Below are 22,497 nucleotides of genomic sequence, written 5' to 3'. Positions count from 1 at the left end.
CTTTTGTCCGGCCTACTGGGGCGCCTCTCCCCGCCTTTACGATATTCTTGCTGTTACTACATTGTGCGGGGGGGGGGGGGGGCGGTGGGGTTGGGGGGGGGGGGGGGGGGCGGGGGGGCCGGCTCCGCCGGGGCGGGGACGGTGGCCGTGAGGTCCTCGGCGACCGTGCCCGCCGGGGGCGGGGTCACGGCGGCGATCGCGGTGGTGACCACGCCGGCCGGCTCCTCGTCCACGTCGACGACGTTCGTGTGGTCGATGACCTCGCGCCGCGAGATCTTCCAGATCGCCGCGCTGGAGGCGATGAGGAACACCGCGACGAGCGCCGTGCCCCAGTCGCCGAGGCCGGTCACGTACTCGGCGAGGGCGCCGACCAGGGCCGCGGCCGGCAGCGTCAGGCCCCAGGCCACGAACATCCGGGTGGCGGTCGACCAGCGGACGACGCCGCCCTTGCGGCCCAGGCCCGCGCCCATCACCGAGCCGGACACCGAGTGCGTGGTGGAGAGCGAGAAGCCGAGGTGGGAGGAGGCCAGGATGACGGTGGCCGCGCTGGTCTGGGCGGCGAAGCCCTGCTGCGGCTGAAGGTCGGTCAGGCCCTTGCCCATGGTGCGGATGATGCGCCAGCCGCCGAGGTAGGTGCCGAGCGCGATGGCCAGGCCCGCGGACAGGATGACCCACAGCGGCGGGTCGGAGTCGGGGGCGACGGCGCCGCCGGCGACCAGGGCGAGGGTGATGATGCCCATCGTCTTCTGCGCGTCGTTGGTGCCGTGGGCGAGCGAGACCAGGCCGGCGGAGGCGATCTGGCCGGTTCGGTAGCCCTTGGCGGCGGCCTTGCCGTCGGCCTTCCTGCCCAGCGAGTACGACAGCCGGGTCGCGAGCATCGCCGCGATGCCCGCGACGATCGGCGCGGCGACGGCCGGGATCAGGACCTTGGTGACGAGCACGTCGCCGTGGACCGCGCCGGCACCGGCCGAGGCGATGGTGGCGCCGATCAGACCGCCCATCAGGGCGTGCGAGGAGCTGGACGGCAGTCCGACCAGCCAGGTCAGCAGGTTCCAGAGGATCGCGCCGACCAGGGCGGCGAAGATGACCTCGGGACGGATGCCGGTCTCGTCGACGAGACCCTTGGAGATCGTGTTGGCGACCTCCACGGAGAGGAAGGCGCCTACAAGGTTCAGAACGGCGGACATGGCCACCGCGACCTTGGGCTTGAGGGCACCGGTCGAGATGGTGGTGGCCATCGCGTTGGCGGTGTCGTGGAAACCGTTCGTGAAATCGAACGCGAGTGCGGTAACTACCACAATCGCGAGGATCAGCGAGAAGCTTTCCATTTACCCAGGCAATCGTTCGAGGTCATTGGCTGGATGAACGTAGGTAACCTGAGTGAACGGAAGGTGAACTGGGGCGGGCGTCGTGGTGTCCACAATCGGCGGGAGTCGTTCCGCTCCGCCGCGACACCCCGGACGCCGCACGGGCCCCGGTCTCGCGCCCCCTTCCCCGAGGGTCCCGCAGGGCCGCGAAAGAGACGTTCGTCACCTGGCAGGATCGCGGCATGGCAGAGCAGCGACGCGACACCGGTGACGGCATCCACGACCCCCACGACCCTCACGGCGGGGAGGTCGCGCACGCCTGGGAACAGCTCGTGGCGACGGCCCGCCGCACCGTCGCCGACCGGCTCGTCGTCGGCACCTCCGGCAACGTCTCGGTCCGCGTCGGGGACCTCGTCCTGGTCACCCCCTCGGGCGTCCCCTACGACCGCCTCACCCCGGACGACGTCACCGGCGTCGACCTCGACGGCCGGCAGGTCCTCGGCACCCTCACCCCGACCAGCGAACTGCCCATGCACCTCGCCGTCCACCGCACCACCGACGCCCGCGCCGTCGTCCACACCCACGCCGTGCACGCCACCGCCGTCTCGACCCTCGTGACCGAACTCCCGTCGGTCCACTACATGACGGCCGCCCTCGGCGGACCCGTCCGCGTCGCCCCCTACGCGACCTACGGCACCGAGGAACTCGCCCGCAATCTCCTGCACGCCCTCACCGACCGCACCGCCTGCCTCCTCCAGAACCACGGCACCCTCACCTACGGCACCACCCTCGACCAGGCCTACGACCGCACGGCCCAGCTGGAGTGGATGTGCCGGCTGTGGCTGACCGCCTCGTCCGTCCCGGGCCGCACCCCGAACCTGCTGACCGACGACCAGCTGGGAGAGGTGGCGGAACGCCTGCGGGGCTACGGCCAGAAGCACTGAGGCAACTACCGTGGCTGTTACCGGGGCCGCCGACAGGACCCTGACGCCCTCGGTCGCGGGTCCCGGGGTCGGAGGCCGTCGCGATACGCGGCTCCGCCCTGCGGGCCGCCACGGGCTCCGCCGTGTGCGCCGCGACGCGGCCCCGCCCCTCCCCGGGCCGCCACGCGGCTCCGCCCCCGGGTGGACGTGCGGCCCTGGCAAGGGCCTGCGCCCTCCGGGCCGACCGCACGGCCGATGTACGGCTCGAGCACGCGGCTCCGCCGTCCGGGCCGCCACGCGCCTCCGCCGCGTGGGTCGGCCGGATGGCCGAGGGGCGGGCCGGCCGCGTGGCTCCGCCGTCCGGGTCCGTCCGGCCACAGTGACGGCGGTCCGCCGCGGGCCGCCCGCCGCAGGCGCGCAGGCCACCGAGGGCACAGCCGCAGCCACCCGCCCGCACCCCCGGACTCCTCCACCACTGGCCCTCGGCAGGATCGGCCAGGACACTGGACGAGTGCGCACCGTCACAGCAACCGCCGTCACCGCAGCCGCGGCCCTGGCCGCCGGAGCCGCCGGCGTGGCCGCAGGCCGCCTCGCCAGCGACGCGGCGCTGAAGGCGCCGCCCGGCCGCCCCCTGCCCACCGAACCCCGGCTCACCGTGCACGGCACAGCCGCCGGCCAGGTGACCCTCACCCGCCACCTCGCCGCCCTGCGGCCGGGCACCTACGGACTCGCGGGCGACGGCTCCCACGCGGTCGTCGGCCCCGTCCTGGACAGCGCCCCGCACTCCGCCGACACGGTCGTACGACGTCTGGAGCGGGTCACCCACGGCACCCTCGACGCGGGCGACGCGGTGTGGCTCACCCCGAACCTGTACGTGGGCAACCCGAGCACCGCGCTCGGCCTCGATCACGCCGACGTCGACGTGCCCGGCGAGCTGGGACCGCTGCCCGCCTGGTTCATCCCCGGCGCCCGCCGCACCTGGGTGATCGCCGTGCACGGCCTGGGCACCACCCGGGAACACGCCCTGAACCTGACCGGCTTCCTGCACCGCCGCCGCTTCCCGGTCCTCGCCCTGTCCTACCGCGGCGACCTGGGCGCCCCCCGCCCCCCGGACGGCCTCAACCACCTCGGCGAGACCGAGTGGCGCGACCTGGACGCGGCGATGCGCTACGCCGTCCGCTACGGCGCCGAACGTCTCGTCCTGCTCGGCTGGTCCACCGGCGCCACCATGGCCCTGCGCGCCGCCGCCCGCTCGGGGCTCCGCCACCTGGTCTCGGGCCTGGTGCTGGACTCCCCGGTCCTCGACTGGCAGGCCACCCTGCGGGCCCTCGCCTCCGCCCGCCACACCCCGGGCGCGCTGCTGCCGCTGGCCGTCCGCGCCGCCGAGGGCCGCGCCGGCCTGAGCGCCGACACCGCCGACGGGACCGCCGACCCGGCCGCACTCGCCGTACCGACCCTGGTCGTCCACGGCCCCGGGGACACCGTGGCCCCGTGGGCGGCCTCCCGCCGCTTCGCCGGCCGCCACCCCGGCCCGGTCACCCTCCACTCCGTCCCGCACGCCCCGCACGCCGCCATGTGGAACCCCGATCCGGCCGCCTACGAAGAAGTGCTGCGCCGCTTCCTGACCCCCTTGATGTGAGGTCCCCCGGCGGGCCGCGCCGGAGCGTCCCGCAGGTTCCGTTTAAGGCCGAACCGCTGGCCTGAACAAGCCCCCTCACCCGTTCCTGCAACCCGCGCGTCGGCCAGGCCCGCAGCCCGTCGTGACATTCCGTTTGGGATTTCGGACCGTCAACCGGAAGACTGCGCCCGTGACGTCCCGTATCCCGCGCGACTCCAGGCTTCGACTCGTCCGCCCACGACCCCTGGCCGCCGCTCCCTCAGCTGTGAACCAGCGGCGCCAACGCCGCCCCGCGCCCCGCCCGCCGGAGGGCACCCCCGCCCCGGCGGAGCTGGCCAGAATGGCGCGCTCCGGTCTGGCGGCCGCGGCCCGCGTAGCCCGCTGGGCCGACAACGCCCTCGGTCCCGGCCGGGACGCGGCCACCGACGACGGCAAGGCCACCCTCTCCGAGGCGACCGCCGAACGAGCGGCGGCCGACCTGGGCCTGACCGCGGCTCAGGTCCGCGCCGACTGGGACACCGCCCGCCTCGCCGGCCTCGTCGAGGTGCACGGCGACAGCGCCCGCCCCGGCTGGCGGCTGCGCGCCTGGAACCGCGACGACAGCGCCGTCCTGCGCGGCTGGGTCGCCCTCTTCGACGCCTGGTCGCTGGCCACCCCGGAACCCGTCGGCCACGAGCCCGGCGCCGTCGCCGAGGTCGTCTCGGCCATGCCGCAGGTGCTCTCCTTCCTCCAGCTGTCCGCCGGCCCCGTCCCCGTGGACCAGCTCCTCGACCTGCTGCGCCAGCGCGTCACCGAACTGCGCACCGAACGCTGCGAGGTCTCCTACGGTCCCGAGGACACCGACGCCCCGAGCCCCCGCCGGCCCGGCCCCTCCGCCGACGCCGACCCGGCGGAGCCGGCCCGCGCCGCCGAACTCGCCCCCCTCCTCGACTGGGCCCTGCACGCCCTCGCCTCGGTGGGCGCGCTCACCTGCGGCGACGGCCAGGCCACCCTGACCCCGCTCGGCAACTGGGCGGTCTGGGTCAAGCTGGAGCAGATCTGCGTCGCCGCGCAGAGCCCCGCCGGCAACATCGAGGTCGCGGCCGAGGAGATGCTCCGCGGCTGCGCCCAGCTCCGCCCGAACGCCGCCCGCGCCGAGTACCGAGCCTGGCTCGCCGCCCGCACCGTCGGCAGCGCCGTCGGTGAACTCCTCACCGCCGCCCGCGGTGAGGACGCCCTGCTGCGCGGCCTCGCCTTCGAGGCGCTGCGCGTCGTCGGCGCCCCCGCGGAGCCCGACGTGCGCGCCGTCGTCGAGGAGCCCGCCCTGCGGCCGTACGCCCTGCTGTGGCTGGCCGAGCACGACGGGGTGGACCCCGAGGACGCCCACGAGGTGCTCACCCGCGAGGAGGCCACCTGGCTGTGGGTGGACACCGCCGCGGCCGTCGCCGACCACGGCGAGGCGCCGATGCTGGTGCGCCACCTGGAGTCCGCGCTCCAGCCGACCGTGCCGGCGCTGCTGGCCGAGGTCCGCTCCGTCGGGCACCCGCGCACCGTGCAGGTCCTGGTGGCGCTCGCTGCCGCGCACCCCGACCCGGCGCTGGCCAAGGCCGTGCGCAGGGCCGCTTTCCAGGTCCACACCGGGGGCTGAGCCCGGCGCCGGGCGTCGGTCCTGCATCCGGGCGTCAGCCCAGTGTCCCGGGCGCGTACCGCGTACCGCTTACGTGCCGAAGCTCCAGGTGTCGCCCTCGGCGTCCCGGGCCGTGCAGTCCCGCGAGCCGTACTCCCGGTCCGTCGGGGGCACCAGGATCTCCGCGCCGTGCTCCACGGCCCGCCGGTGGTGGGCGCCGACGTCGTCCACCACGACGTACACCCCCGCCGGACCGGCGTCCCGCACCCCGGACGTTTCCAGCCCGGCGTCGTCGTCGAACCGCACGGGCCACCTCCGTCCGTGCCGCCCCCGGCCGCCGTCCTCACCCGCCTGCGCACCCCCGCGCGGAGCCCACGCCTGCGGAACCGGACATCGCCCCCTCCGCACGGCGAGAGCCCTGCACGGACCGGGACGGCCCGCCCGCCCCGCGTGCGGGCCGCACGCGGAAGCGCGTCGGCAACCAGGCACCCGCGCGTTCGGCCGTTGCACGCGCCACCCACCGCCCGCGCGCGAAGCCCGCCACCCACCGCCCGCGCGCGAAGCCCGCCGGGCCGTCGTGCGCACGCGGAACCGGACGGCCTCCCCACGCCGCTGGTCCCGTGCGCGCCCGCGCGCGGACCCCCCGCGATCCGGCTCGTGCGCCGGACCAGGCACGCGACCCGCGCGGAGATCGAACACACGCACCCAGGAAAAGTGCTTGCACGGCCCCGTTAGAATGGCTTCATGGCCATTCTCCTCGCGCATTAGACGGCGGGAACGTCCTCAGCCGCCCATCCCGCCCCCACCCGCTCTGGAGTCTGTCCGTGATCTCCGCCTCCGGCATCGAGCTGCGCGCCGGTGCCCGCATCCTCATCGAGAACGCCTCCTTCCGCATCGCCAAGGGCGACCGCATCGGCCTGGTCGGGCGCAACGGCGCCGGCAAGACCACGCTGACGAAGGTCCTCGCCGGCGAGGGCATCCCCGCCGCGGGCCAGGTCACCCGGTCCGGCGAGGTCGGCTACCTCCCGCAGGACCCCCGCACCGGGGACCTCGACGTCCTCGCGCGCGACCGCATCCTCTCCGCCCGCGGTCTCGACGTACTGATCCGCAAGATGCGCGACAACGAGCAGCGCATCGCCAACGGCCAGGGTTCCACCCGCGAGAAGGCGATGAGGCAGTACGAGCGCCAGGAGACGGAGTTCCTCACCAAGGGCGGGTACGCCGCCGAGGCCGAGGCCGCCACCATCGCCGCCGCGCTCAACCTGCCCGACCGCGTGCTCGGACAGCCCCTGCACACGCTGTCCGGCGGTCAGCGCCGCCGGGTCGAGCTGGCCCGGATCCTGTTCTCCGACGCCGACACCCTCCTCCTCGACGAGCCGACGAACCACCTGGACGCCGACTCGATCGTCTGGCTGCGGGACTACCTCAAGACCTACCGCGGCGGCTTCATCGTCATCTCCCACGACGTCGACCTGGTCGAGACGGTCGTCAACAAGGTGTTCTACCTGGACGCCAACCGCTCCCAGATCGACGTCTACAACATGGGCTGGAAGCTCTACCAGCAGCAGCGCGAGGCCGACGAGAAGCGCCGCAGGCGCGAGCGGCAGAACGCCGAGAAGAAGGCCGCCGCGCTGCACTCGCAGGCCGACAAGATGCGCGCCAAGGCCACCAAGACGGTCGCCGCCCAGAACATGGCCAAGCGCGCCGACCGGCTGCTCGCCGGCCTCGAGGCCGTCCGGGCCTCCGACAAGGTCGCCAAGCTGCGCTTCCCGGAGCCCGCACCCTGCGGCAAGACCCCGCTCATGGCCGAGGGCCTGTCGAAGTCGTACGGCTCGCTGGAGATCTTCACCGACGTCGACCTCGCCATCGACAAGGGGTCCCGCGTCGTCATCCTCGGCCTCAACGGCGCCGGCAAGACCACGCTGCTGCGCCTGCTCGGCGGCGTGGAGAAGCCCGACACCGGCGAGGTGCGCCCCGGCCACGGACTCAAGCTCGGCTACTACGCCCAGGAGCACGAGACCCTCGACCCCGAGCGCTCGGTCCTGGAGAACATGCGCTCCGCGGCCCCCGACCTGGACCTCGTCGAGGTCCGCAAGGTGCTCGGCTCGTTCCTGTTCTCCGGCGACGACGTCGACAAGCCGGCCGGTGTCCTGTCCGGCGGTGAGAAGACCCGGCTGGCCCTGGCCACCCTCGTGGTCTCCTCGGCCAACGTGCTGCTCCTCGACGAGCCCACCAACAACCTCGACCCGGCCAGCCGCGAGGAGATCCTCGGCGCGCTGCGCACCTACAAGGGCGCGGTCGTCCTCGTCACCCACGACGAGGGCGCCGTGCAGGCGCTCCAGCCCGAGCGGATCATCCTGCTGCCCGACGGCGTCGAGGACCTGTGGGGCTCCGACTACGCGGACCTCGTCGCCCTGGCTTGACCGAACGCTTGATCCACGGCGTATGGATCATTCGGCCCACCGGTGATCCATCATCTGTGTGAGATCTCCTCGTATCGAGGTGTGTCCTACATCCATTTCACGGCCGGCCCCTGTGTCCTCGGGGGTCGGCCGTCGTGCGTCCCTGACCTGGTATTTCGTGAAAGAACCCGTTCGGCCGTACGAACGCCCGTTGCCGGAATCATCGGTTCCGCTCGTGGAGACGTGCTCCTGTCGTCACAACCCTGTCGCACGGACCTTGCCGAATGGGTGGCCATCGGGCCCCGGAGGGGTGATCATGAGGGGACCAGAGCGCACTTCCCATGAGGAGGCACGGGTGGCCGAGACTCTGAAGAAGGGCAGCCGGGTGACCGGCGCCGCGCGCGACAAGCTCGCGGCAGACCTGAAGAAGAAGTACGACTCCGGTGCGAGCATCCGGGCACTGGCCGAGGAGACCGGCCGCTCGTATGGCTTCGTGCACCGGATGCTCAGCGAGTCGGGCGTCACGCTTCGTGGGCGTGGCGGAGCGACGCGCGGCAAGAAGGCCGCCTCGTCCTGATCCGGGCGGCCCATCGGCTCCGATGGTGGCCACCCGGTCGGTCTTCCGATCGGCCGGGTGGTTACTGTGCAGTCACTTAGCTGACCGCTAGCTGACCGCACTCATCGGAGGCGCCCCATGGCCACGTCCGGCCAGGAACTCGTTCCCCTGCTCGACAAGGACGGCGTACGGCTCACCGTCGACGACGCACTCGCCACGGTGACGCTGACCCATCCGGCCAAGCGCAACGCGCAGAGCCCCGCGATGTGGCGCGCGCTGGCCGAAGCGGGCCGGCAACTGCCGGGCTCCGTCCGCGTGGTCGTGCTGCGCGGCGAGGGCAAGTCCTTCTCCGCCGGCCTCGACCGGCAGATGTTCACGCCCGAGGGGATCGAGGGCGAGCCGTCCTTCATCGATCTCGCGCGCAGCGGCGACGCCGAACTCGACGCCGCCATCGCCGAGTTCCAGGAGGGCTTCACCTGGTGGCGGCGCAACGACCTCGTGTCGATCGCCGCCGTCCAGGGCCACGCCATCGGCGCGGGCTTCCAGCTGGCCCTCGCCTGTGACCTGCGCGTCGTCGCCGACGACGTGCAGTTCGCCATGCGTGAGACCGGCCTCGGCCTGGTACCGGACCTCACCGGCACGCACCCCCTCGTCTCCCTCGTGGGGTACGGCCGCGCCGTCGAGATCTGCCTGACCGGCCGCTTCGTGCACGCCGAGGAGGCGGTCGCCACCGGCCTCGCCAACGTCGCCGTGCCCGTCGCCGAACTGGACGCGGCGGTCGGCGAGCTGGCCGCGGCGGTCCTGGCCGCGCCGCGCGACGCGGTCGTCGAGACGAAGACGCTGCTGCGCGGCGCCGGCGACAGGACGTACGACGAGCAGCGGGCGGCCGAACGCGCCTCCCAGGCCCGCCGCCTGCGGGACCTGGCCGGCCTCGGAGAATGACACCGACGGGTGCGGTGGGCGTTCAGCCCGCCGCCGTCACCAGCACCGCCACCGTCGGCTGATCCGTCAGCGCTTCCGACACCGCCGCGCGGACCCCCCGGGCGACCTCCAGCGCCCGGTGGTCCGCGCGCACCGCGATCTCCACACACGCGTGCCGCCGCGGCAGGGTGGCCGTCACGTCCCGCCGCTCCTCCAGACGCACCGCGCGCCCCAGCACGTCCGTCAGCGCGGACACCCCGGGCACCGACAGGGCGGCCTCGGCGACGCGCGCCTCGTCCCCCTCCCGCGCCGCCCCGGCCGGCCGGGGCGGCCGCCCGGACTCCGGCCCGGGCCCCGAACCGGGCCCCGGCCGGTCGTCCTCACCGTCGAGCAGCGCCGTCACCCGCAGGTCCACCTCGGCCACCACCAGCCCGATCCGCTCCGCCGCCGCCAGCGCCAGCGCCGTGCGCAGCCGGGACGCGGCCGTGGGCAGCGGTTCGGAGGCCGCCGCCGCGAACCCCGCCGTCACCCGCAACGGACCCGGCGGCAGCGCGCTCGGCGGCGCCGGCACCACCGGCTCGTACACCGCGTCGGGGTCCGCCACCGCGATCCGCAGCGCGCCCAGGCGCACGCCGGGCAGCTCCCGCACCGCCCGCCGCAGCACCGCCTCCGCCGCGTCCTCCGCGATCCACGCCCCGTCCCGCGGCCCGCCCAAAGGGAGCAACCGGCCCATTCCGAGCTGTTCGCGCACCACGCGCGTCCATCCGTCCGACGTCATTCCTCCAGCCTGCCGCATCCCTGGGGCGAGGACGGCCCACCGCGCTTACGGTGGCAGAAGGACGACGACCGAAAAGGACGTACGGCGATGAGCGAGACGACCGAACAGAGCAGGACGCAGCTCCCGGACGGCGGCATCGAGCCGGTGTCGACCCGCAAGGCGACGAGGCGCGGCGGCGGCGACCCGGGATCGCGCGGACGCACCACCATCGCCGACGGCGTCGTGGAGAAGATCGCCGGACTGGCGGCCCGTGACGTGGTCGGCGTGCACGCGATGGGAAGCGGCATCAGCCGTACCTTCGGCGCGGTGCGCGACCGGGTGCCCGGCGGCACGAAGTCCGTCACCCGCGGCGTCAAGGCCGAGGTCGGCGAGGTGCAGACGGCACTCGACCTGGAGATCGTGGTCGACTACGGCGTGTCCATCACCGAGGTCTCCCGGGACGTGCGCGAGAACGTCATCGCGGCCGTCGAGCGGATGACCGGCCTCGAGGTGGTCGAGGTCAACATCGCGGTCGGCGACGTCAAGCTGCCCGAGGAAGAGGACGAGGAGCCGGAGTCCCGGCTCCAGTGACACACACCGGCCACGGGCGACCGGGGCCGCTGAGGGGAGTGCATCGTGAACATGGCCGTGGTGGGCATGATCGCCGGCATGGCACTGGGCTTCGCCGGATACTTCGGCGGGTTCGGGGCCTTCCTGCTGGTGGCGGCGCTGGGCGCCGTCGGGTTCGTCGCCGGCCGGTTCCTGGAAGGGGACCTGGAACTCGGCGACTTCTTCCGCGCGCGTGACGACCGGCGCCGGTGACGTCCGTGAGCGAGGGACCCGGCGCGCCCGGCACCCGTCCGGCCGCGGTCCCGCCGAGGGAGCGGGGCGCCACCCGGATCGCCGACCGGGTGGTGGCGAAGGTCGCCGCGCAGGCCGCGCGCGAGGCGGTGGGAACGCTGCCGGCCGACGCCGCCCGCCCGCACGCCACCGTGGTCGTCCACCACGACGCCGCGCACATCCGCGTCCATCTCGAACTCGGTTATCCGACCGACATCGGCCCCCGCTGCCACGCGGTGCGTCGTCACGTCACCGAGCGGGTAGGCGCGTTGGTGGGAATGGAGGTGCCGGAGGTCGCCGTCCAGGTCGAACGCCTGCATCTGGCGGCGGAACACGGTGTGGCACACGGGAGGACGCCATGAACGAGCCCCTGGGCTCCGAGGGCACCACACGACGGCTGCCGGTCCTCGAGAAGGCGGCCGAGGACGACACGCCCCCGCCCGATCCCGCCCCCGCGCCGAGCAGCGGACGCTTCTGGTCGGCCCGCCGGGTCCCGGCGGCCGTCGTCGCGCTGCTGCTCGCCGCCCTCGCGGGCGTGCTCCTGTACGACGTCGCCGCGGTGCGGGCCGACCGGCCGGCCCTGCACGTACGCCGGGAGCTGGCACGACAGCTCGCCGAACGGCCCCTGGACGACACCTGGGTCCTCGTCGGCGCGGGTGTCGCCGCGGCCCTCGGCCTGTGGCTGGTCCTCCTCGCCGTCACGCCCGGGCTGCGCGACCTGCTGCCCATGCGGCGCCCCCACCCCGACGTCCGCGCCGGACTGCACCGGGGCGCCGCCGGGCTGGTGCTGCGCGACCGGGCCATGGAGGTCGCCGGCGTGCAGTCGGCCCACGTCCGCTCCGGGCGCCGCCGGGCCGTCGTACGGGCGGTCTCCCACTTCCGCGACCTGGACGAGGTGCGCGCGGACCTGGACGAGGTGCTCGGCGACGCCGTCCGCGGCCTGGGCCTCGCCCGGCCGCCCGCGCTGTCCGTACACGTGCGCCGGCCCGGGAAGAAGGGATGACGCCGATGCTCCGGACCGTCAACCGCGTGGCCCTGGGACTCGTGGGCCTCGTCCTGCTCGCCGTCGGCGGCGCCGTGCTCGCCGTCGGCCTGGGCGTGCACCCGCCCTCCTGGTGGATCCACGACGACCGGCACGACGTCCTGCTCAGCACCGCCGAGCGCACCCGCTGGCGGGACGAGGCCTGGTGGTGGCCGACCGTCCTCGCCGTGCTGGCGGTGCTCTTCCTGCTCGCCCTGTGGTGGCTGGTCGCGGTCCTGCGCCGGCGCCGCCTCGGCGAGGTCCTCGTCGACACCGGCGACGGCGCGGGCGCCCTGCTGCGCGGCCGTGCCCTGGAGAACGTCCTGGCCGGTGACGCGGCCCGGCTGGACGGCGTGTCCCACAGCCGCGCCCACCTCACCGGCCGCAGGAACGCCCCCGAGGCCCGCGTGCGACTCCTGCTGGAACCGCACGTGGACCCGGCCGTGGCGCTCGACCGGCTGACGAACGAGTGCCTGGCCCACGCGCGGGACTCGGCGGCGCTGCCCTCGCTCCCGGCGGAGGTCCGCCTCAGGACGCACAAGCACAAGGCGGAGCGGGTCGGCTGACGCCGGCCCGGCCCGGCCCGGCCCGGTCCGGGCCGGCGGGCGGTCCCTCAGAACCCGTGCCGCATCCCGCCGTCCACCGGCACCATGACGCCGGTCAGGTAGGAGGCGGCCGGCGACAGCAGGAAGGCCGCCACCCGCCCGAACTCCTCCGGCGCCCCGTACCGCCGCAGCGGGATCCGGGCCTGGTTCGCGGCCCGGGTCGCCTCCGGATCGGCCGACAGCGCGTCCAGCTCGCGCACCCGGTCGGTGTCGATCCGCGCCGGCAGCAGCCCCACGACCCGGATCCCGCGCGGCCCCAGTTCGTCGGAGAGCGACTTGGCGAACCCGGCCAGCCCCGGCCGCAGCCCGTTGGAGATCGTCAGCCCCGGGATCGGTTCGTGCACCGACCCCGACAGCACGAACCCGATGACACCCCCGGCCTCCAGCTCGGCGGCGGCCGCCCGCGCCAGCCGCACCGCGCCGAGGAACACCGACTCGAACGCCGCCAGCCACTGCTCGTCCGTGTTGTCCGCGACGAACCCGGGCGGCGGTCCGCCCACGCTCACCAGCACACCGTCGAAGCGGCCGAACGCCTCCCGCGCGGCCGCGATCAGCCGCGCGGGCGCCTCGGGGTCGGCGTTGTCGACGGCGACCCCGACCGCGTCCGGCCCCAGCGCCCTCGCCGCCTCGACGGCACGCTCCTCGTCCCGCCCCGTGACGACCACCTTCGCGCCGTCCGCGACCAGCTCGCGCGCGGCTGCGTTGCCGAGGCCGCGGGTGGCCCCGGTGACGACGTACACCCGGTCCTTCAGTCCAAGATCCATGGTCCCTATCCTGCCTGTCCGCCGCCGTACAGCGTGAGGGCGGTGTTGACGAGGCCGACGTGGCTGAACGCCTGCGGGTAGTTCCCCAGGTGACGGCCGGCCTTCGGGTCGTACTCCTCGGCCAGCAGCCCCACGTCGTTGGCCAGGGCCACCAGGCGGTCGAACAGCTCGCGCGCCTCCTGGGTCCGGCCCGTCATGTGCAGGGCGTCCGCGAGCCAGAAGGAGCACGCCAGGAAGGTGCCCTCGTCGCCGGGCAGGCCGTCGACGGTCTGCCCGACGGTGCTGTAGCGGCGCAGCAGACCGCCGTGCCCGAGTTCCTCGCGGACGGCGTCGACGGTGCCGATCACCCGCGGGTCCTCGGGGGGCAGGAAGCCGACGCGCGGGATGAGCAGCAGGGCGGCGTCCAGGTCGCGCGAGCCGTAGTACTGCGTGAAGGTGTTGCGCTCGGGGTCGTAGCCCTTATCGCACACCTCACGGTGCACCTCGTCGCGCAGCGCCCGCCACTTCTCGAGGTCGCCGCCGAGCTGCGGATACCGCTCCACCGCGCGGACGGCACGGTCGGCGGCCACCCACACCATCACCTTGGAGTGCACGAACTGGCGGCGGCCGCCGCGCACCTCCCAGAGCCCCTCGTCGGGCTGCCGCCAGTTCTCGCACAGCCAGTTCATCAGCGCGCACTGGAGCGACCACACGTGCGGCTTGGGCGACATCCCCGCGGTGCGGGCCAGCGACAGCGAGTCCATCACCTCGCCGTACACGTCGAGCTGGAGCTGGCTCACGGCGCCGTTGCCGATGCGCACCGGACGGGAGCCCGCGTAGCCGGACAGCCACGGCAGCTCGAACTCGGGCAGCCGGCGCTCGCCCGCCAGCCCGTACATGATCTGGAGGTCCGCCGGGTCGCCCGCGACGGCACGCAGCAGCCAGTCGCGCCAGGCCTCGGCCTCCTCCTCGTGGCCGGCCGCCAGCAGGGCTCCGAGGGTGAGGGTGGAGTCGCGCAGCCAGCAGTAGCGGTAGTCCCAGTTGCGGATCCCGCCCAGCTCCTCGGGCAGCGACGTGGTGAGCGCGGCGACGATGCCGCCCGTCGGCACGTAGGTGAGGGCCTTCAGGGTGATGAGGGAGCGGACCACGGCGTCCCGGTGGGGTCCGTCGTAGCGGCAGCGTGCCGACCACGCCCGCCAGTCCGCCACGCTGACCCGCAGCGCCCTGTGGGGGTCGACGAGCGGCGGGCGCGCGTGGTGCGAGGGGTGCCAGGTCAGCACGAACGCGACCTTCTCGCCCGCGGCGACGGTGAACTCCGCATGGGTGCTGAAGTTCTCGCCCCAGGTGCGCACCTCCGGTTCGCTGCGCAGCCACACCGCGTCCGGCCCGGCGACCGCCACCCGGTGGCCGTCGACCCGGCGCATCCACGGGACGACCCAGCCGTAGTCGAAGCGCAGCCGCAGCGCGCTGTGGACGGTGACCCGCCCGCGCAGTCCCTCGACGATCCGTACGACGTCGGGGGCCCGGTCGCGCTGCGGCATCAGGTCGGTGACACGGATCGCGCCCTCGTCGGTCTCCCACTCGGTGTCCAGGACGAGCGTGTCCGGGCGGTAGGCGCGGCGGGTGCAGTACCTCCCGTCGGCGCCCTTGGGCGCGATGCGCCAGTGGCCGTTGTCCTCGTCGCCCAGGAGGCGCGCGAAGCAGGCGCCGGAGTCGAAGCGGGGCAGGCACAGCCAGTCGATCGAGCCGTCCATGCCGACCAGGGCCGCGGTCTGTTCGTCGCCGATGACGGCGTAGTCCTCGATGTGGGGGTGCACGGGGTGCGGGTTCCCGGCGGTGCGGCAGGGCAATCCGGGCGGCAGCCGCGCGGGTGACACGGTGCCGGGACTTTCCGCCGGGCGCGGCTCGGGCTGTGCGGCCGGGCGCGGCCCCGGAGGGCAGGGCCGGGCGCAGCCCCTGGGGTACGGCCCGGCGGGGCCCTCGGACCGTACGGCCCGGCGGGGCCCTCAGACCGCCGCGGGCTGTGCCTCCGCCGGCTTCTGTGCGGCGGCCGCCTCCCTGCGGTCGCGCAGCTCCCGCCGGACCAGGATCACCCAGCCGACCGGTACGCCCGCGGAGAACAGCCACCACTGGATCGCGTAGGCGTAGTTGAGCGCGGCGTCCTCGTTGCCGGGCCTGCCGATCGGCTCGGGGGTGCCGTTCGCGGGCTCGGGCGCCGTCTGCGCGATGTAGCCGCCGAGGACTCGGGCGCCCAGGCGCTGCGCCTCCTGCGCGCTGTTGATCAGCATGACCTGCCGGTCCGGCAGCCCCTGGAGGTTCTTGATGCCGCTCGCCGCGGTCGTCTCGTCGGGCATCAGCCGCCCGGTCACGGTGACCTGGCCGGCGGGCGGCGCCGGAACCTCGGGGAACGCGGTCTGGCTGGGGGCGTCGGCGGGGATCCAGCCGCGGTTGACCAGCAGCACCTTCCCGTCCTTCAGGACGAACGGGGTGACGACGTGGAAGCCGACCTTCTCGTCGCCGTTGACACGCCGCCGGACCACGATCTCCCGCTCGGTGTCGAAGTGGCCCACGGCGGTCACGGAGCGGTACCGCTGGCCGGTGCTGACGGTGTGTCCCGGGGACGTCAGCCTCTCCACCGGCACGGGGTCGGCGGAGAGCGCCTCGGAGACCAGCTGGTTGCGGGCGGTGCGCTCGTCGTGGCGGTGCATCTGCCAGATGCCCAGCCTGATCATCGTGGGGATCAGGAGGAGGGCGACGAGCGTGATGATCACCCACTGCCGGGACAACAGGAAGCGGTACACCCCACGACGGTACCTCCCGGCCGTGGGGTGTTTTCGGGTGGGGGCTGCTTCAGACCCGGTCGACGATGCCCGCCTTTCCCTCCGCGCGGGCGCAGTGGGCACCGCAGTACCAGCGCCCCTCGGCCTCCACGCCCTGGCCGATGATCTGCACCCGGCAGTGCTCGCAGATCGGGGCCATGCGGTGGATCGCACAGGAGAAGCAGTCGAAGACGTGCACCGCGCCCTGCGCGTGCACCTCGAAGGTCATTCCGTAGTTGTTGCCGCAGACTTCACATGTCGCCATGGGCCACAGGGTGGGCCGTCGGTGCGGCGCGGGCGAGACGGCGCCGGGCGAGTCGCGCGGCAATCACCCGTCCGTACGGTCACCGCGGTGCGGCCGGCTCCACGTCGCGCAGGAGCTGGCCGAACGCCGCCTCGTCCACCACCGGCGTGCCGAACTGGCGGGCCTTGACCACCTTGGAGGTGCCCGAGTCGGGGTCGTTGGTGACGAGCAGGCTGGTCAGCCGGGAGATCGACGTGGCGACGTGCAGTCCGGCCTCGGTCGCGCGGTCCTCCAGCAGCTCGCGTTCGACCGAGGTGTCCCCGGAGAACGCGATGCGCATGCCTTGTCTGAGGCGTTTGCCGTCCTCGTAGCGCCCCGGGTTGGGGTACGGGCACGCGGGCCGTTTCCGGGCCGGACGCCAACTCGTCGGCCGGTGGCCGCCGAGGCCGCCGCCCGCCTGCTGCCCGACCCGTGGCGCGGGACGGTCCTGCCACTCCGTGAGCGGCCGGCACTCGTGCAGCGGCAGCCGCACACCGCCCGCCGCCGCGGCCCGCAGGCTCGGCCGGAACGCCTCCGCCAGCACGCGCGCGTCGTCCAGGGCGTGGTGCGCCCGCCGCTGGACGACACCGAAGTGGGCGGCCAGCGACTCCAGCTTGTGGTTGGGCAGCGGCAGGGCCAGCTCCTTGGCGAGCGCGATGGTGCACAACCGCTGCCGCACCGGCGCCTCGCGCTTCGCGCGCGCGTACTCGCGGGCGATCATCTGCCAGTCGAACACCGCGTTGTGCGCGACCAGCACCCGGCCGTCGAGCCGGTCCGCGAACTCCTGCGCCACGTCCCGGAAGAGCGGCGCGCCCTCCAGCGTGTCGCTCGTCAGACCGTGGATCCACACCGGGCCCGGGTCACGCTCCGGGTTGACCAGCGTGTACCAGTGGTCCTCGACCTCACCGCGCGCGTCCAGCCGGTACACGGCGGCGGAGATGATCCGGTCGTCGCGGGCCAGGCCGGTGGTCTCCACGTCGACGACCGCGTATCCCCGGGGGTAGGCGGCCGGCCACTCCGTGGGGGAGGACGCTGTGGGCGTACGGTCTTCGAGCATGGTCAATGAGGATACGGGCCGCCACTGACAGCGGGCACACGCCTCCCCTCTCCACCGCCGGACACGCTCGCACGCGCGTTCGGGACGAGGCCGGACGGGGGTGCGGCGGACGTACGGGAGTTCGGTTCCGGGCCGGCCGTGCCGGGCGATGCCGGGCACGCCTTCGGGTCCGGCGCCCGTCCCCGCACCGGCAGGCCCACTGCGGTACGCGCGCGTGGAGCGTCGGTGCGACGTCCCGCCGACCGGGATGCGATCCTCCCCGTGTGACGCAACCATCCCACGACGAGCCCCACGCCGGGTCGCTCGGAGCCCGGCTCAACTGGCTGCGGGCCGCCGTGCTCGGCGCCAACGACGGCATCGTGTCCACCGCGGGCCTCGTCGTCGGCGTGGCCGGAGCCACCGGTGACCGCTCGGCGCTGCTGACGGCCGGTCTGGCCGGTCTGCTGGCCGGGTCGATGTCGATGGCGGCGGGGGAGTACGTGTCGGTGTCGACGCAGCGCGACTCCGAGACGGCCGCCCTCGCGCTGGAACGAAGGGAGTTGCGGGAGCAGCCGGAGGCCGAGCTGGAGGAGCTGACCGGGCTGCTGGAGGAACGGGGCCTGACCCGCGAGGTGGCCCGTGACGCGGCCGTCCAGCTGACGCGGCGCGACGCGCTGCGGGCCCACGCGCGCGTGGAGCTGGGCATCGACCCCGACGAGCTCACCAATCCCTGGCACGCGGCCTGGGCGAGCTTCCTGGCCTTCACGGTGGGCGCCCTGCTCCCGCTGCTGGCGATCGTGCTGCCCCCGCCGGACTGGCGGCTGCCCGTCACGGTGGTGTCGGTCCTCCTCGCCCTGGCCTGCACGGGCTGGAGCAGCGCACGCCTGGGAGCGGCGGCACCCGCGCGGGCGGTCGTGCGCAACGTGGGCGGCGGGGCGGTGGCGATGGCGGTGACGTACGCGGCCGGGGCGCTGCTGGGCGCCGCCGGGGTCTGAGCGGCGGGGCTGCGGGGGCGGGTCCCGGGGACCGCGGGGCGCGGTCCCGGCCGCTCCACGGCCCGCGACGGCGCGCCCCGCGCCGTCGGCCGTCGGTGACGCCGGAAGGCCGGGCGGATTCCGCTCCGCCCGGCCTTTTGAAGGACGTTCCGGCTACTTCACCGCACGCAGCGCGTTCACCACGCCGAAGCCGTAGAAGCCGTTGACGCGCTTGCCGCCCTCACAGGTCGCGTCCACCACACCGTCACCGTTGCCGTCGTACGGCTCGGCCGGGCAGCCCGGGTTGTCGGCCTGCGCCTTGAGCAGCGCCTGGAGCGTCGCCGGAGAGGCCCACGGGTGGGCCGACTTCAGCAGCGCGGCCACACCGGCGACGTGCGGAGACGCCATCGAGGTGCCCTGGAGGAAGCCGTACGCGTTGTTCGGCATCGTCGACAGGATGCGGCCGTTGGCCGACGGGGTCTCCGGGATCTGGTACCGGTCGCCGCCCGGCGCCGCCACGTCGACGACGCCCAGACCGTACGTGGAGTAGTACGACTTGGCGCCCTTGACGCCCGTGGCGCTCACCGTGACGACCCCCGGCAGCTGGGTCGGCACGTCGAAGCACTCGTGCGGGTCGATCGTCCGCGTCACCGGAGTGGAGTCGTCCGGGCTGGAGGAGTCGACGATCGCGTCGGAGTCCAGGTCGTGGTTGGAGTTGCCGGCCGAGGCGACGTTGAGCGTGCCCTTCTTCTGGGCGTACACCTGCGCCCTGTTGACCGCGTCGACGATGGCCTTCTGGTCGGGGTCGTCCATGCAGTTGTACAGCCACGGGTCCACGTAGTAGCTGTTGTTCGTGACCTCGACCCCGTGGTCGGCGGCGAACACGAAGGCGCAGACCACGTTCTCCGGGTAGAAGAGGCCGTCCTTCGGGTCGCTCACCTTGATGCCCGCGACCTTCACGCCGGGCGCGACACCGGCCACGCCGATGCCGTTGCGGGCCGCCGCGATCTCACCGGCGACGTGCGTGCCGTGGTAGTCCTCGGTCGGGTTGTACGGCCGCCAGGCGCCCTCGCTGGTGTCGGCCACACCGCCGACGCAGTTCGCCGACTGCGACGCGGAGAAGTTCGGCGCCAGGTCCGGGTGGGTGTCGTCCACACCGGTGTCGATGACGGCGACGGTCACCTTGCTGCTGCCCGGGTTGATCGCGGCGGCCTTGTCGGCGCCGATGGCGCGCAGGTCCCACTGGTCGGCCTCGAGCGGCTCGCTCACGCCCGCCGCGGCGGACGCGCTCGCGGTCCTCGCGGCGTCGGCCGCGGACATCAGCTCGGCGGCGCCCTCGTCGGTGGTCCCGGCGGGGCTCAGCGGCGCGGTGCGGGTCGCGCCCGCCGACTGCACCCCGCGCACCGCGCGTATCTGCGCGCCGAAGTCGGGGTTCGCCGAGTGCACGACGATGACGCCTATCTTCGCGTAGGTCGCGACGACGGTGCCGCCGGCCGTGGCGATCGCCTTCTTCACCGACTCGATCGTGCGGTGGTCCACCTTGGTGTTGACGACGTACGCCAGCGTTCCGGCGTCCGCCGCCTGGGTGGCCGGGGCCGTGACCGGAGCCGCCGAGGCCGCCGTCGGCAGGAAGCCGAGGGAGGCGGTCAGCGACAGCACGACGGGCACCGCGAGGGCGAGGCGGCGTCTGGAAGGCAGATGAGCCATGGGGTCTCCACATCATCCGGAAGCGAGACCTGTCCGGACACGGGTCGTGCCTGAACAGGTACATGACGGGTGGTGCTCGCCCGAAACTATCTCCCCCACTCGCCGGCCAGCAATGACCTTCGGGAGGTGACTTCACCCGGCCATGACCTCCGGCGGGCGTGGCTCGTTGACACAGCGGCCGCCGAGGCCACTTCGGAAACCGCTGCGAGGTGTTGAACCCGTCGACGTGCGCCGCCGTGACCTTGGGCAGGGACGGCGAGGACCCTCGCCCGCCCCTTTGCCCACCGCACCCGCAACGCGAGGAGACTCCGTGGCCACCGAGACACCGCCCCCCTCGAAATCCCCAGCCCGACTCCCCGCCGGCGAGGAGTTCGTCGCGGTGCAGGAGAGCGCGGAGTTCGGTGAACTGCGCCGCTCCTACCGCGGCTTCGCCTTCCCCCTGACCTTCGCCTTCATCACCTGGTACCTGCTGTACGTCCTGCTGTCCAACTACGCGGGCGACTTCATGGGCACCAAGCTGTTCGGCAACTTCAACGTCGCCATGACGCTGGGCCTCGCCCAGTTCCTCACCACGTTCCTCATCGCCTGGTGGTACGCGCGCGTGGCCGCCGCCAAGTTCGACCCCAGAGCCGAAGCCATCAAGTCCCGGATGGAGGGCGGCGCATGAGCACCGCGCAGACGTTCCTGGCCGCCGGCGAGGCCGGCGAGCACCGCACGCTGATCATCACCCTGTTCGCCGTCTTCGTCGTCGCGACCCTCGTCATCACCGTGTGGGCGGGCCGCCAGACGAAGGACGCCGCCGACTTCTACGCGGGCGGCCGCCAGTTCACCGGATTCCAGAACGGCCTCGCCGTCTCCGGCGACTACATGTCGGCCGCGTCCTTCCTCGGCATCGCCGGCGCGATCGCCCTCTTCGGCTACGACGGCTTCCTGTACTCCATCGGCTTCCTGGTCGCCTGGCTGGTCGCCCTGCTCCTGGTCGCCGAGCCGCTGCGCAACTCCGGCCGCTACACCATGGGCGACGTCCTCGCGTACCGCATGCGCCAGCGCCCGGTCCGCACGGCGGCCGGCGCCTCCACGATCGTCGTGTCGATCTTCTACCTGCTGGCCCAGATGGCGGGCGCGGGCGTCCTCGTCTCCCTGCTCCTCGGCATCACCAGCGACACCGGCAAGATCGGCATCGTCGCCCTCGTCGGCGTCCTGATGATCCTGTACGTCACCATCGGCGGCATGAAGGGCACCACCTGGGTCCAGATGGTCAAGGCCGTCCTGCTGATCGCCGGAGCCCTGCTGCTCACCTTCCTGGTGCTGCTGAAGTTCGACTTCAACCTCTCCGACCTGCTGGGCTCGGCCGCCGACAACAGCGGCAAGGGCGCCGCCTTCCTCGAGCCGGGCCTGAAGTACGGCGCCACCGGCACCACCAAGCTGGACTTCATCTCCCTCGGCATCGCCCTGGTCCTCGGCACCGCCGGCCTGCCGCACATCCTGATCCGCTTCTACACCGTCCCCACCGCCAAGGCCGCCCGCAAGTCGGTGCTCTGGGCCATCGGCCTGATCGGCGCCTTCTACCTGATGACCCTCGCCCTCGGCTTCGGCGCCGCCGCGCTGATCGAGCCGGACGAGATCACCTCCTCCAACAAGGCGGGCAACACCGCAGCCCCCCTGCTGGCGCTCCATCTCGGCGGCGTCGACTCCACCTGGGGCGCCGTCCTGCTCGCCACCATCTCCGCCGTCGCCTTCGCCACGATCCTCGCGGTCGTCGCCGGCCTGACCCTGGCCTCGTCCTCCTCGTTCGCCCACGACATCTACGCGAACGTCATCAAGAGGGGCACGGCCACCGAGAAGCAGGAGATCAACGCGGCCCGGTACGCGACCGTGGGCATCGGCGCCGTCTCCATCCTGCTCGGCGCCCTCGCGAGGGACCTCAACGTCGCCGGACTGGTCGCCCTCGCCTTCGCGGTCGCCGCCTCGGCCAACCTGCCGACCATCCTCTACAGCCTGTTCTGGAAGCGGTTCACCACCGCCGGCGCCCTGTGGTCCATCTACGGCGGCCTGGTCACCGCGGTCGGGCTCGTGCTGTTCTCCCCGGTCGTCTCGGGCAAGCCCACCTCGATGTTCCCCGACGTCGACTTCCACTGGTTCCCGCTGGAGAACCCCGGCATCATCTCCATCCCCGTCGGCTTCCTGCTCGGCTGGCTCGGCACGGTCGTCTCCAAGGAGAAGCCGGACACCGCCAAGTACGCGGAGCTGGAAGTACGGTCCATGACCGGCACCGGCGCACACTGACCCACCACCCCCGAGGGGGGGGGGGGGGGGGGGGGGGGGGGGGGCCCCCCCCCCCCCCCCCCCCCCCCCCCCCGGGCCGGCCCCCCCCCCCCA

Annotated in this window: 23 protein-coding genes; 14 read left to right on the top strand and 9 right to left on the bottom strand. The window is 73.7% G+C overall.

The window, feature by feature from the left end; translation table 11 throughout:
• Positions 1-56: 56 nt before the first annotated feature.
• Positions 57-1,328, bottom strand: coding sequence for an anion permease (locus ACIP5W_RS34650; protein WP_401481875.1), 1,272 nt, complete (start codon positions 1,326-1,328; stop codon positions 57-59).
• Positions 1,329-1,549: 221 nt separating this feature from the next.
• On the opposite strand from ACIP5W_RS34650, the gene ACIP5W_RS34645 reads away from it, so the two are divergent.
• The 3 genes from ACIP5W_RS34645 (at position 1,550) to ACIP5W_RS34635 (ending at position 5,475) form a co-directional block, all read left to right on the top strand.
• A complete protein-coding gene (locus ACIP5W_RS34645; RefSeq protein WP_401481873.1) occupies positions 1,550-2,251 on the top strand; it encodes a class II aldolase/adducin family protein in 702 nt (233 codons plus the stop codon).
• A gap of 490 nt (positions 2,252-2,741) precedes the next feature.
• Positions 2,742-3,869 (top strand): alpha/beta hydrolase, encoded by a 1,128-nt coding sequence (locus ACIP5W_RS34640; RefSeq protein ID WP_401481871.1) that lies wholly within the window; start codon positions 2,742-2,744, stop codon positions 3,867-3,869.
• A 169-nt stretch (positions 3,870-4,038) separates the two neighbouring features.
• Complete coding sequence (locus ACIP5W_RS34635) at positions 4,039-5,475, top strand: hypothetical protein (RefSeq protein ID WP_401481869.1); 1,437 nt, start codon at positions 4,039-4,041, stop codon at positions 5,473-5,475.
• Positions 5,476-5,544: 69 nt separating this feature from the next.
• On the opposite strand, the gene ACIP5W_RS34630 is transcribed toward ACIP5W_RS34635, so the two are convergent.
• Positions 5,545-5,943 carry a VOC family protein gene (locus ACIP5W_RS34630; protein ID WP_401481877.1) on the bottom strand — a complete coding sequence of 133 codons (399 nt, stop codon included), beginning with the start codon at positions 5,941-5,943 and terminating at the stop codon, positions 5,545-5,547.
• A gap of 335 nt (positions 5,944-6,278) precedes the next feature.
• Between ACIP5W_RS34630 and ACIP5W_RS34625 the strand changes: the two genes are divergently transcribed.
• From ACIP5W_RS34625 to ACIP5W_RS34615, 3 genes are all read left to right on the top strand, one after another.
• Positions 6,279-7,877 carry an ABC-F family ATP-binding cassette domain-containing protein gene (locus tag ACIP5W_RS34625; RefSeq protein ID WP_401481868.1) on the top strand — a complete coding sequence of 533 codons (1,599 nt, stop codon included), beginning with the start codon at positions 6,279-6,281 and terminating at the stop codon, positions 7,875-7,877.
• Between the two features lie 334 nt (positions 7,878-8,211).
• Positions 8,212-8,433 carry a helix-turn-helix domain-containing protein gene (locus tag ACIP5W_RS34620; protein WP_004002281.1) on the top strand — a complete coding sequence of 74 codons (222 nt, stop codon included), beginning with the start codon at positions 8,212-8,214 and terminating at the stop codon, positions 8,431-8,433.
• Positions 8,434-8,550: 117 nt separating this feature from the next.
• Positions 8,551-9,354, top strand: coding sequence for an enoyl-CoA hydratase/isomerase family protein (locus ACIP5W_RS34615; RefSeq protein ID WP_401481866.1), 804 nt, complete (start codon positions 8,551-8,553; stop codon positions 9,352-9,354).
• 22 nt (positions 9,355-9,376) lie between these two features.
• Here the strand turns inward: ACIP5W_RS34615 and ACIP5W_RS34610 are convergent, their stop codons facing one another.
• On the bottom strand, positions 9,377-10,111 hold the full coding sequence (locus tag ACIP5W_RS34610) for a nucleopolyhedrovirus P10 family protein (RefSeq protein WP_401481864.1): 735 nt from the start codon (positions 10,109-10,111) through the stop codon (positions 9,377-9,379).
• 87 nt (positions 10,112-10,198) lie between these two features.
• Between ACIP5W_RS34610 and ACIP5W_RS34605 the strand changes: the two genes are divergently transcribed.
• Genes ACIP5W_RS34605 through amaP form a run of 5 tightly spaced genes read left to right on the top strand, consistent with a single transcriptional unit; the run spans position 10,199 to position 12,517 of the window.
• Entirely contained in the window at positions 10,199-10,681 is a 483-nt protein-coding gene (locus ACIP5W_RS34605; protein WP_401481862.1) for an Asp23/Gls24 family envelope stress response protein, read from the top strand.
• A gap of 45 nt (positions 10,682-10,726) precedes the next feature.
• Positions 10,727-10,912, top strand: coding sequence for a hypothetical protein (locus tag ACIP5W_RS34600; protein WP_401481861.1), 186 nt, complete (start codon positions 10,727-10,729; stop codon positions 10,910-10,912).
• Complete coding sequence (locus ACIP5W_RS34595) at positions 10,909-11,292, top strand: hypothetical protein (protein WP_401481859.1); 384 nt, start codon at positions 10,909-10,911, stop codon at positions 11,290-11,292. The genes ACIP5W_RS34600 and ACIP5W_RS34595 overlap by 4 nt, the downstream gene beginning before the upstream one ends.
• A complete protein-coding gene (locus ACIP5W_RS34590) occupies positions 11,289-11,933 on the top strand; it encodes a DUF6286 domain-containing protein (protein WP_401481857.1) in 645 nt (214 codons plus the stop codon). The genes ACIP5W_RS34595 and ACIP5W_RS34590 overlap by 4 nt, the downstream gene beginning before the upstream one ends.
• Positions 11,930-12,517, top strand: a complete 588-nt coding sequence (gene amaP, locus ACIP5W_RS34585) for an alkaline shock response membrane anchor protein AmaP (protein WP_401481855.1) — start codon at positions 11,930-11,932, stop codon at positions 12,515-12,517. Before ACIP5W_RS34590 ends, amaP begins: the two co-directional genes overlap by 4 nt.
• Before the next feature lie 47 nt (positions 12,518-12,564).
• Here amaP and ACIP5W_RS34580 read toward each other — a convergent pair whose 3' ends face one another.
• The 5 genes from ACIP5W_RS34580 to ACIP5W_RS34560 all read right to left on the bottom strand — a co-directional run bounded on the left by ACIP5W_RS34580 (position 12,565) and on the right by ACIP5W_RS34560 (position 17,458).
• Positions 12,565-13,320, bottom strand: coding sequence for an SDR family oxidoreductase (locus ACIP5W_RS34580; RefSeq protein WP_401481853.1), 756 nt, complete (start codon positions 13,318-13,320; stop codon positions 12,565-12,567).
• Between the two features lie 5 nt (positions 13,321-13,325).
• Positions 13,326-15,116 carry a glycoside hydrolase family 15 protein gene (locus ACIP5W_RS34575; protein ID WP_401481852.1) on the bottom strand — a complete coding sequence of 597 codons (1,791 nt, stop codon included), beginning with the start codon at positions 15,114-15,116 and terminating at the stop codon, positions 13,326-13,328.
• A gap of 189 nt (positions 15,117-15,305) precedes the next feature.
• On the bottom strand, positions 15,306-16,100 hold the full coding sequence (locus ACIP5W_RS34570) for an SURF1 family protein (RefSeq protein ID WP_401481850.1): 795 nt from the start codon (positions 16,098-16,100) through the stop codon (positions 15,306-15,308).
• 49 nt (positions 16,101-16,149) lie between these two features.
• Positions 16,150-16,383: a hypothetical protein gene (locus ACIP5W_RS34565; protein ID WP_363091090.1), complete on the bottom strand. Its 234-nt coding sequence runs from the start codon at positions 16,381-16,383 to the stop codon at positions 16,150-16,152.
• Positions 16,384-16,462: 79 nt separating this feature from the next.
• Positions 16,463-17,458, bottom strand: a complete 996-nt coding sequence (locus tag ACIP5W_RS34560) for a DEDDh family exonuclease (RefSeq protein ID WP_401481848.1) — start codon at positions 17,456-17,458, stop codon at positions 16,463-16,465.
• 263 nt (positions 17,459-17,721) lie between these two features.
• Here ACIP5W_RS34560 and ACIP5W_RS34555 point away from each other — a divergent pair, with 263 nt between their 5' ends.
• Complete coding sequence (locus ACIP5W_RS34555) at positions 17,722-18,432, top strand: VIT family protein (protein WP_401481846.1); 711 nt, start codon at positions 17,722-17,724, stop codon at positions 18,430-18,432.
• Between the two features lie 153 nt (positions 18,433-18,585).
• Here the strand turns inward: ACIP5W_RS34555 and ACIP5W_RS34550 are convergent, their stop codons facing one another.
• Positions 18,586-20,118, bottom strand: coding sequence for a S8 family serine peptidase (locus ACIP5W_RS34550; RefSeq protein WP_401481844.1), 1,533 nt, complete (start codon positions 20,116-20,118; stop codon positions 18,586-18,588).
• A 310-nt stretch (positions 20,119-20,428) separates the two neighbouring features.
• On the opposite strand from ACIP5W_RS34550, the gene ACIP5W_RS34545 reads away from it, so the two are divergent.
• Entirely contained in the window at positions 20,429-20,785 is a 357-nt protein-coding gene (locus ACIP5W_RS34545) for a DUF485 domain-containing protein (protein WP_401481842.1), read from the top strand.
• Entirely contained in the window at positions 20,782-22,404 is a 1,623-nt protein-coding gene (locus tag ACIP5W_RS34540) for a cation acetate symporter (protein ID WP_401481841.1), read from the top strand. Before ACIP5W_RS34545 ends, ACIP5W_RS34540 begins: the two co-directional genes overlap by 4 nt.
• The last annotated feature ends 93 nt before the right edge of the window (positions 22,405-22,497 follow it).

This window comes from Streptomyces sp. NPDC088766 (genome assembly GCF_044750845.1).
Lineage (GTDB): Bacteria > Actinomycetota > Actinomycetes > Streptomycetales > Streptomycetaceae > Streptomyces.
Note: the sequence above shows the minus strand (reverse complement) of the source record. Positions and strands in the feature narration are given on the sequence as shown.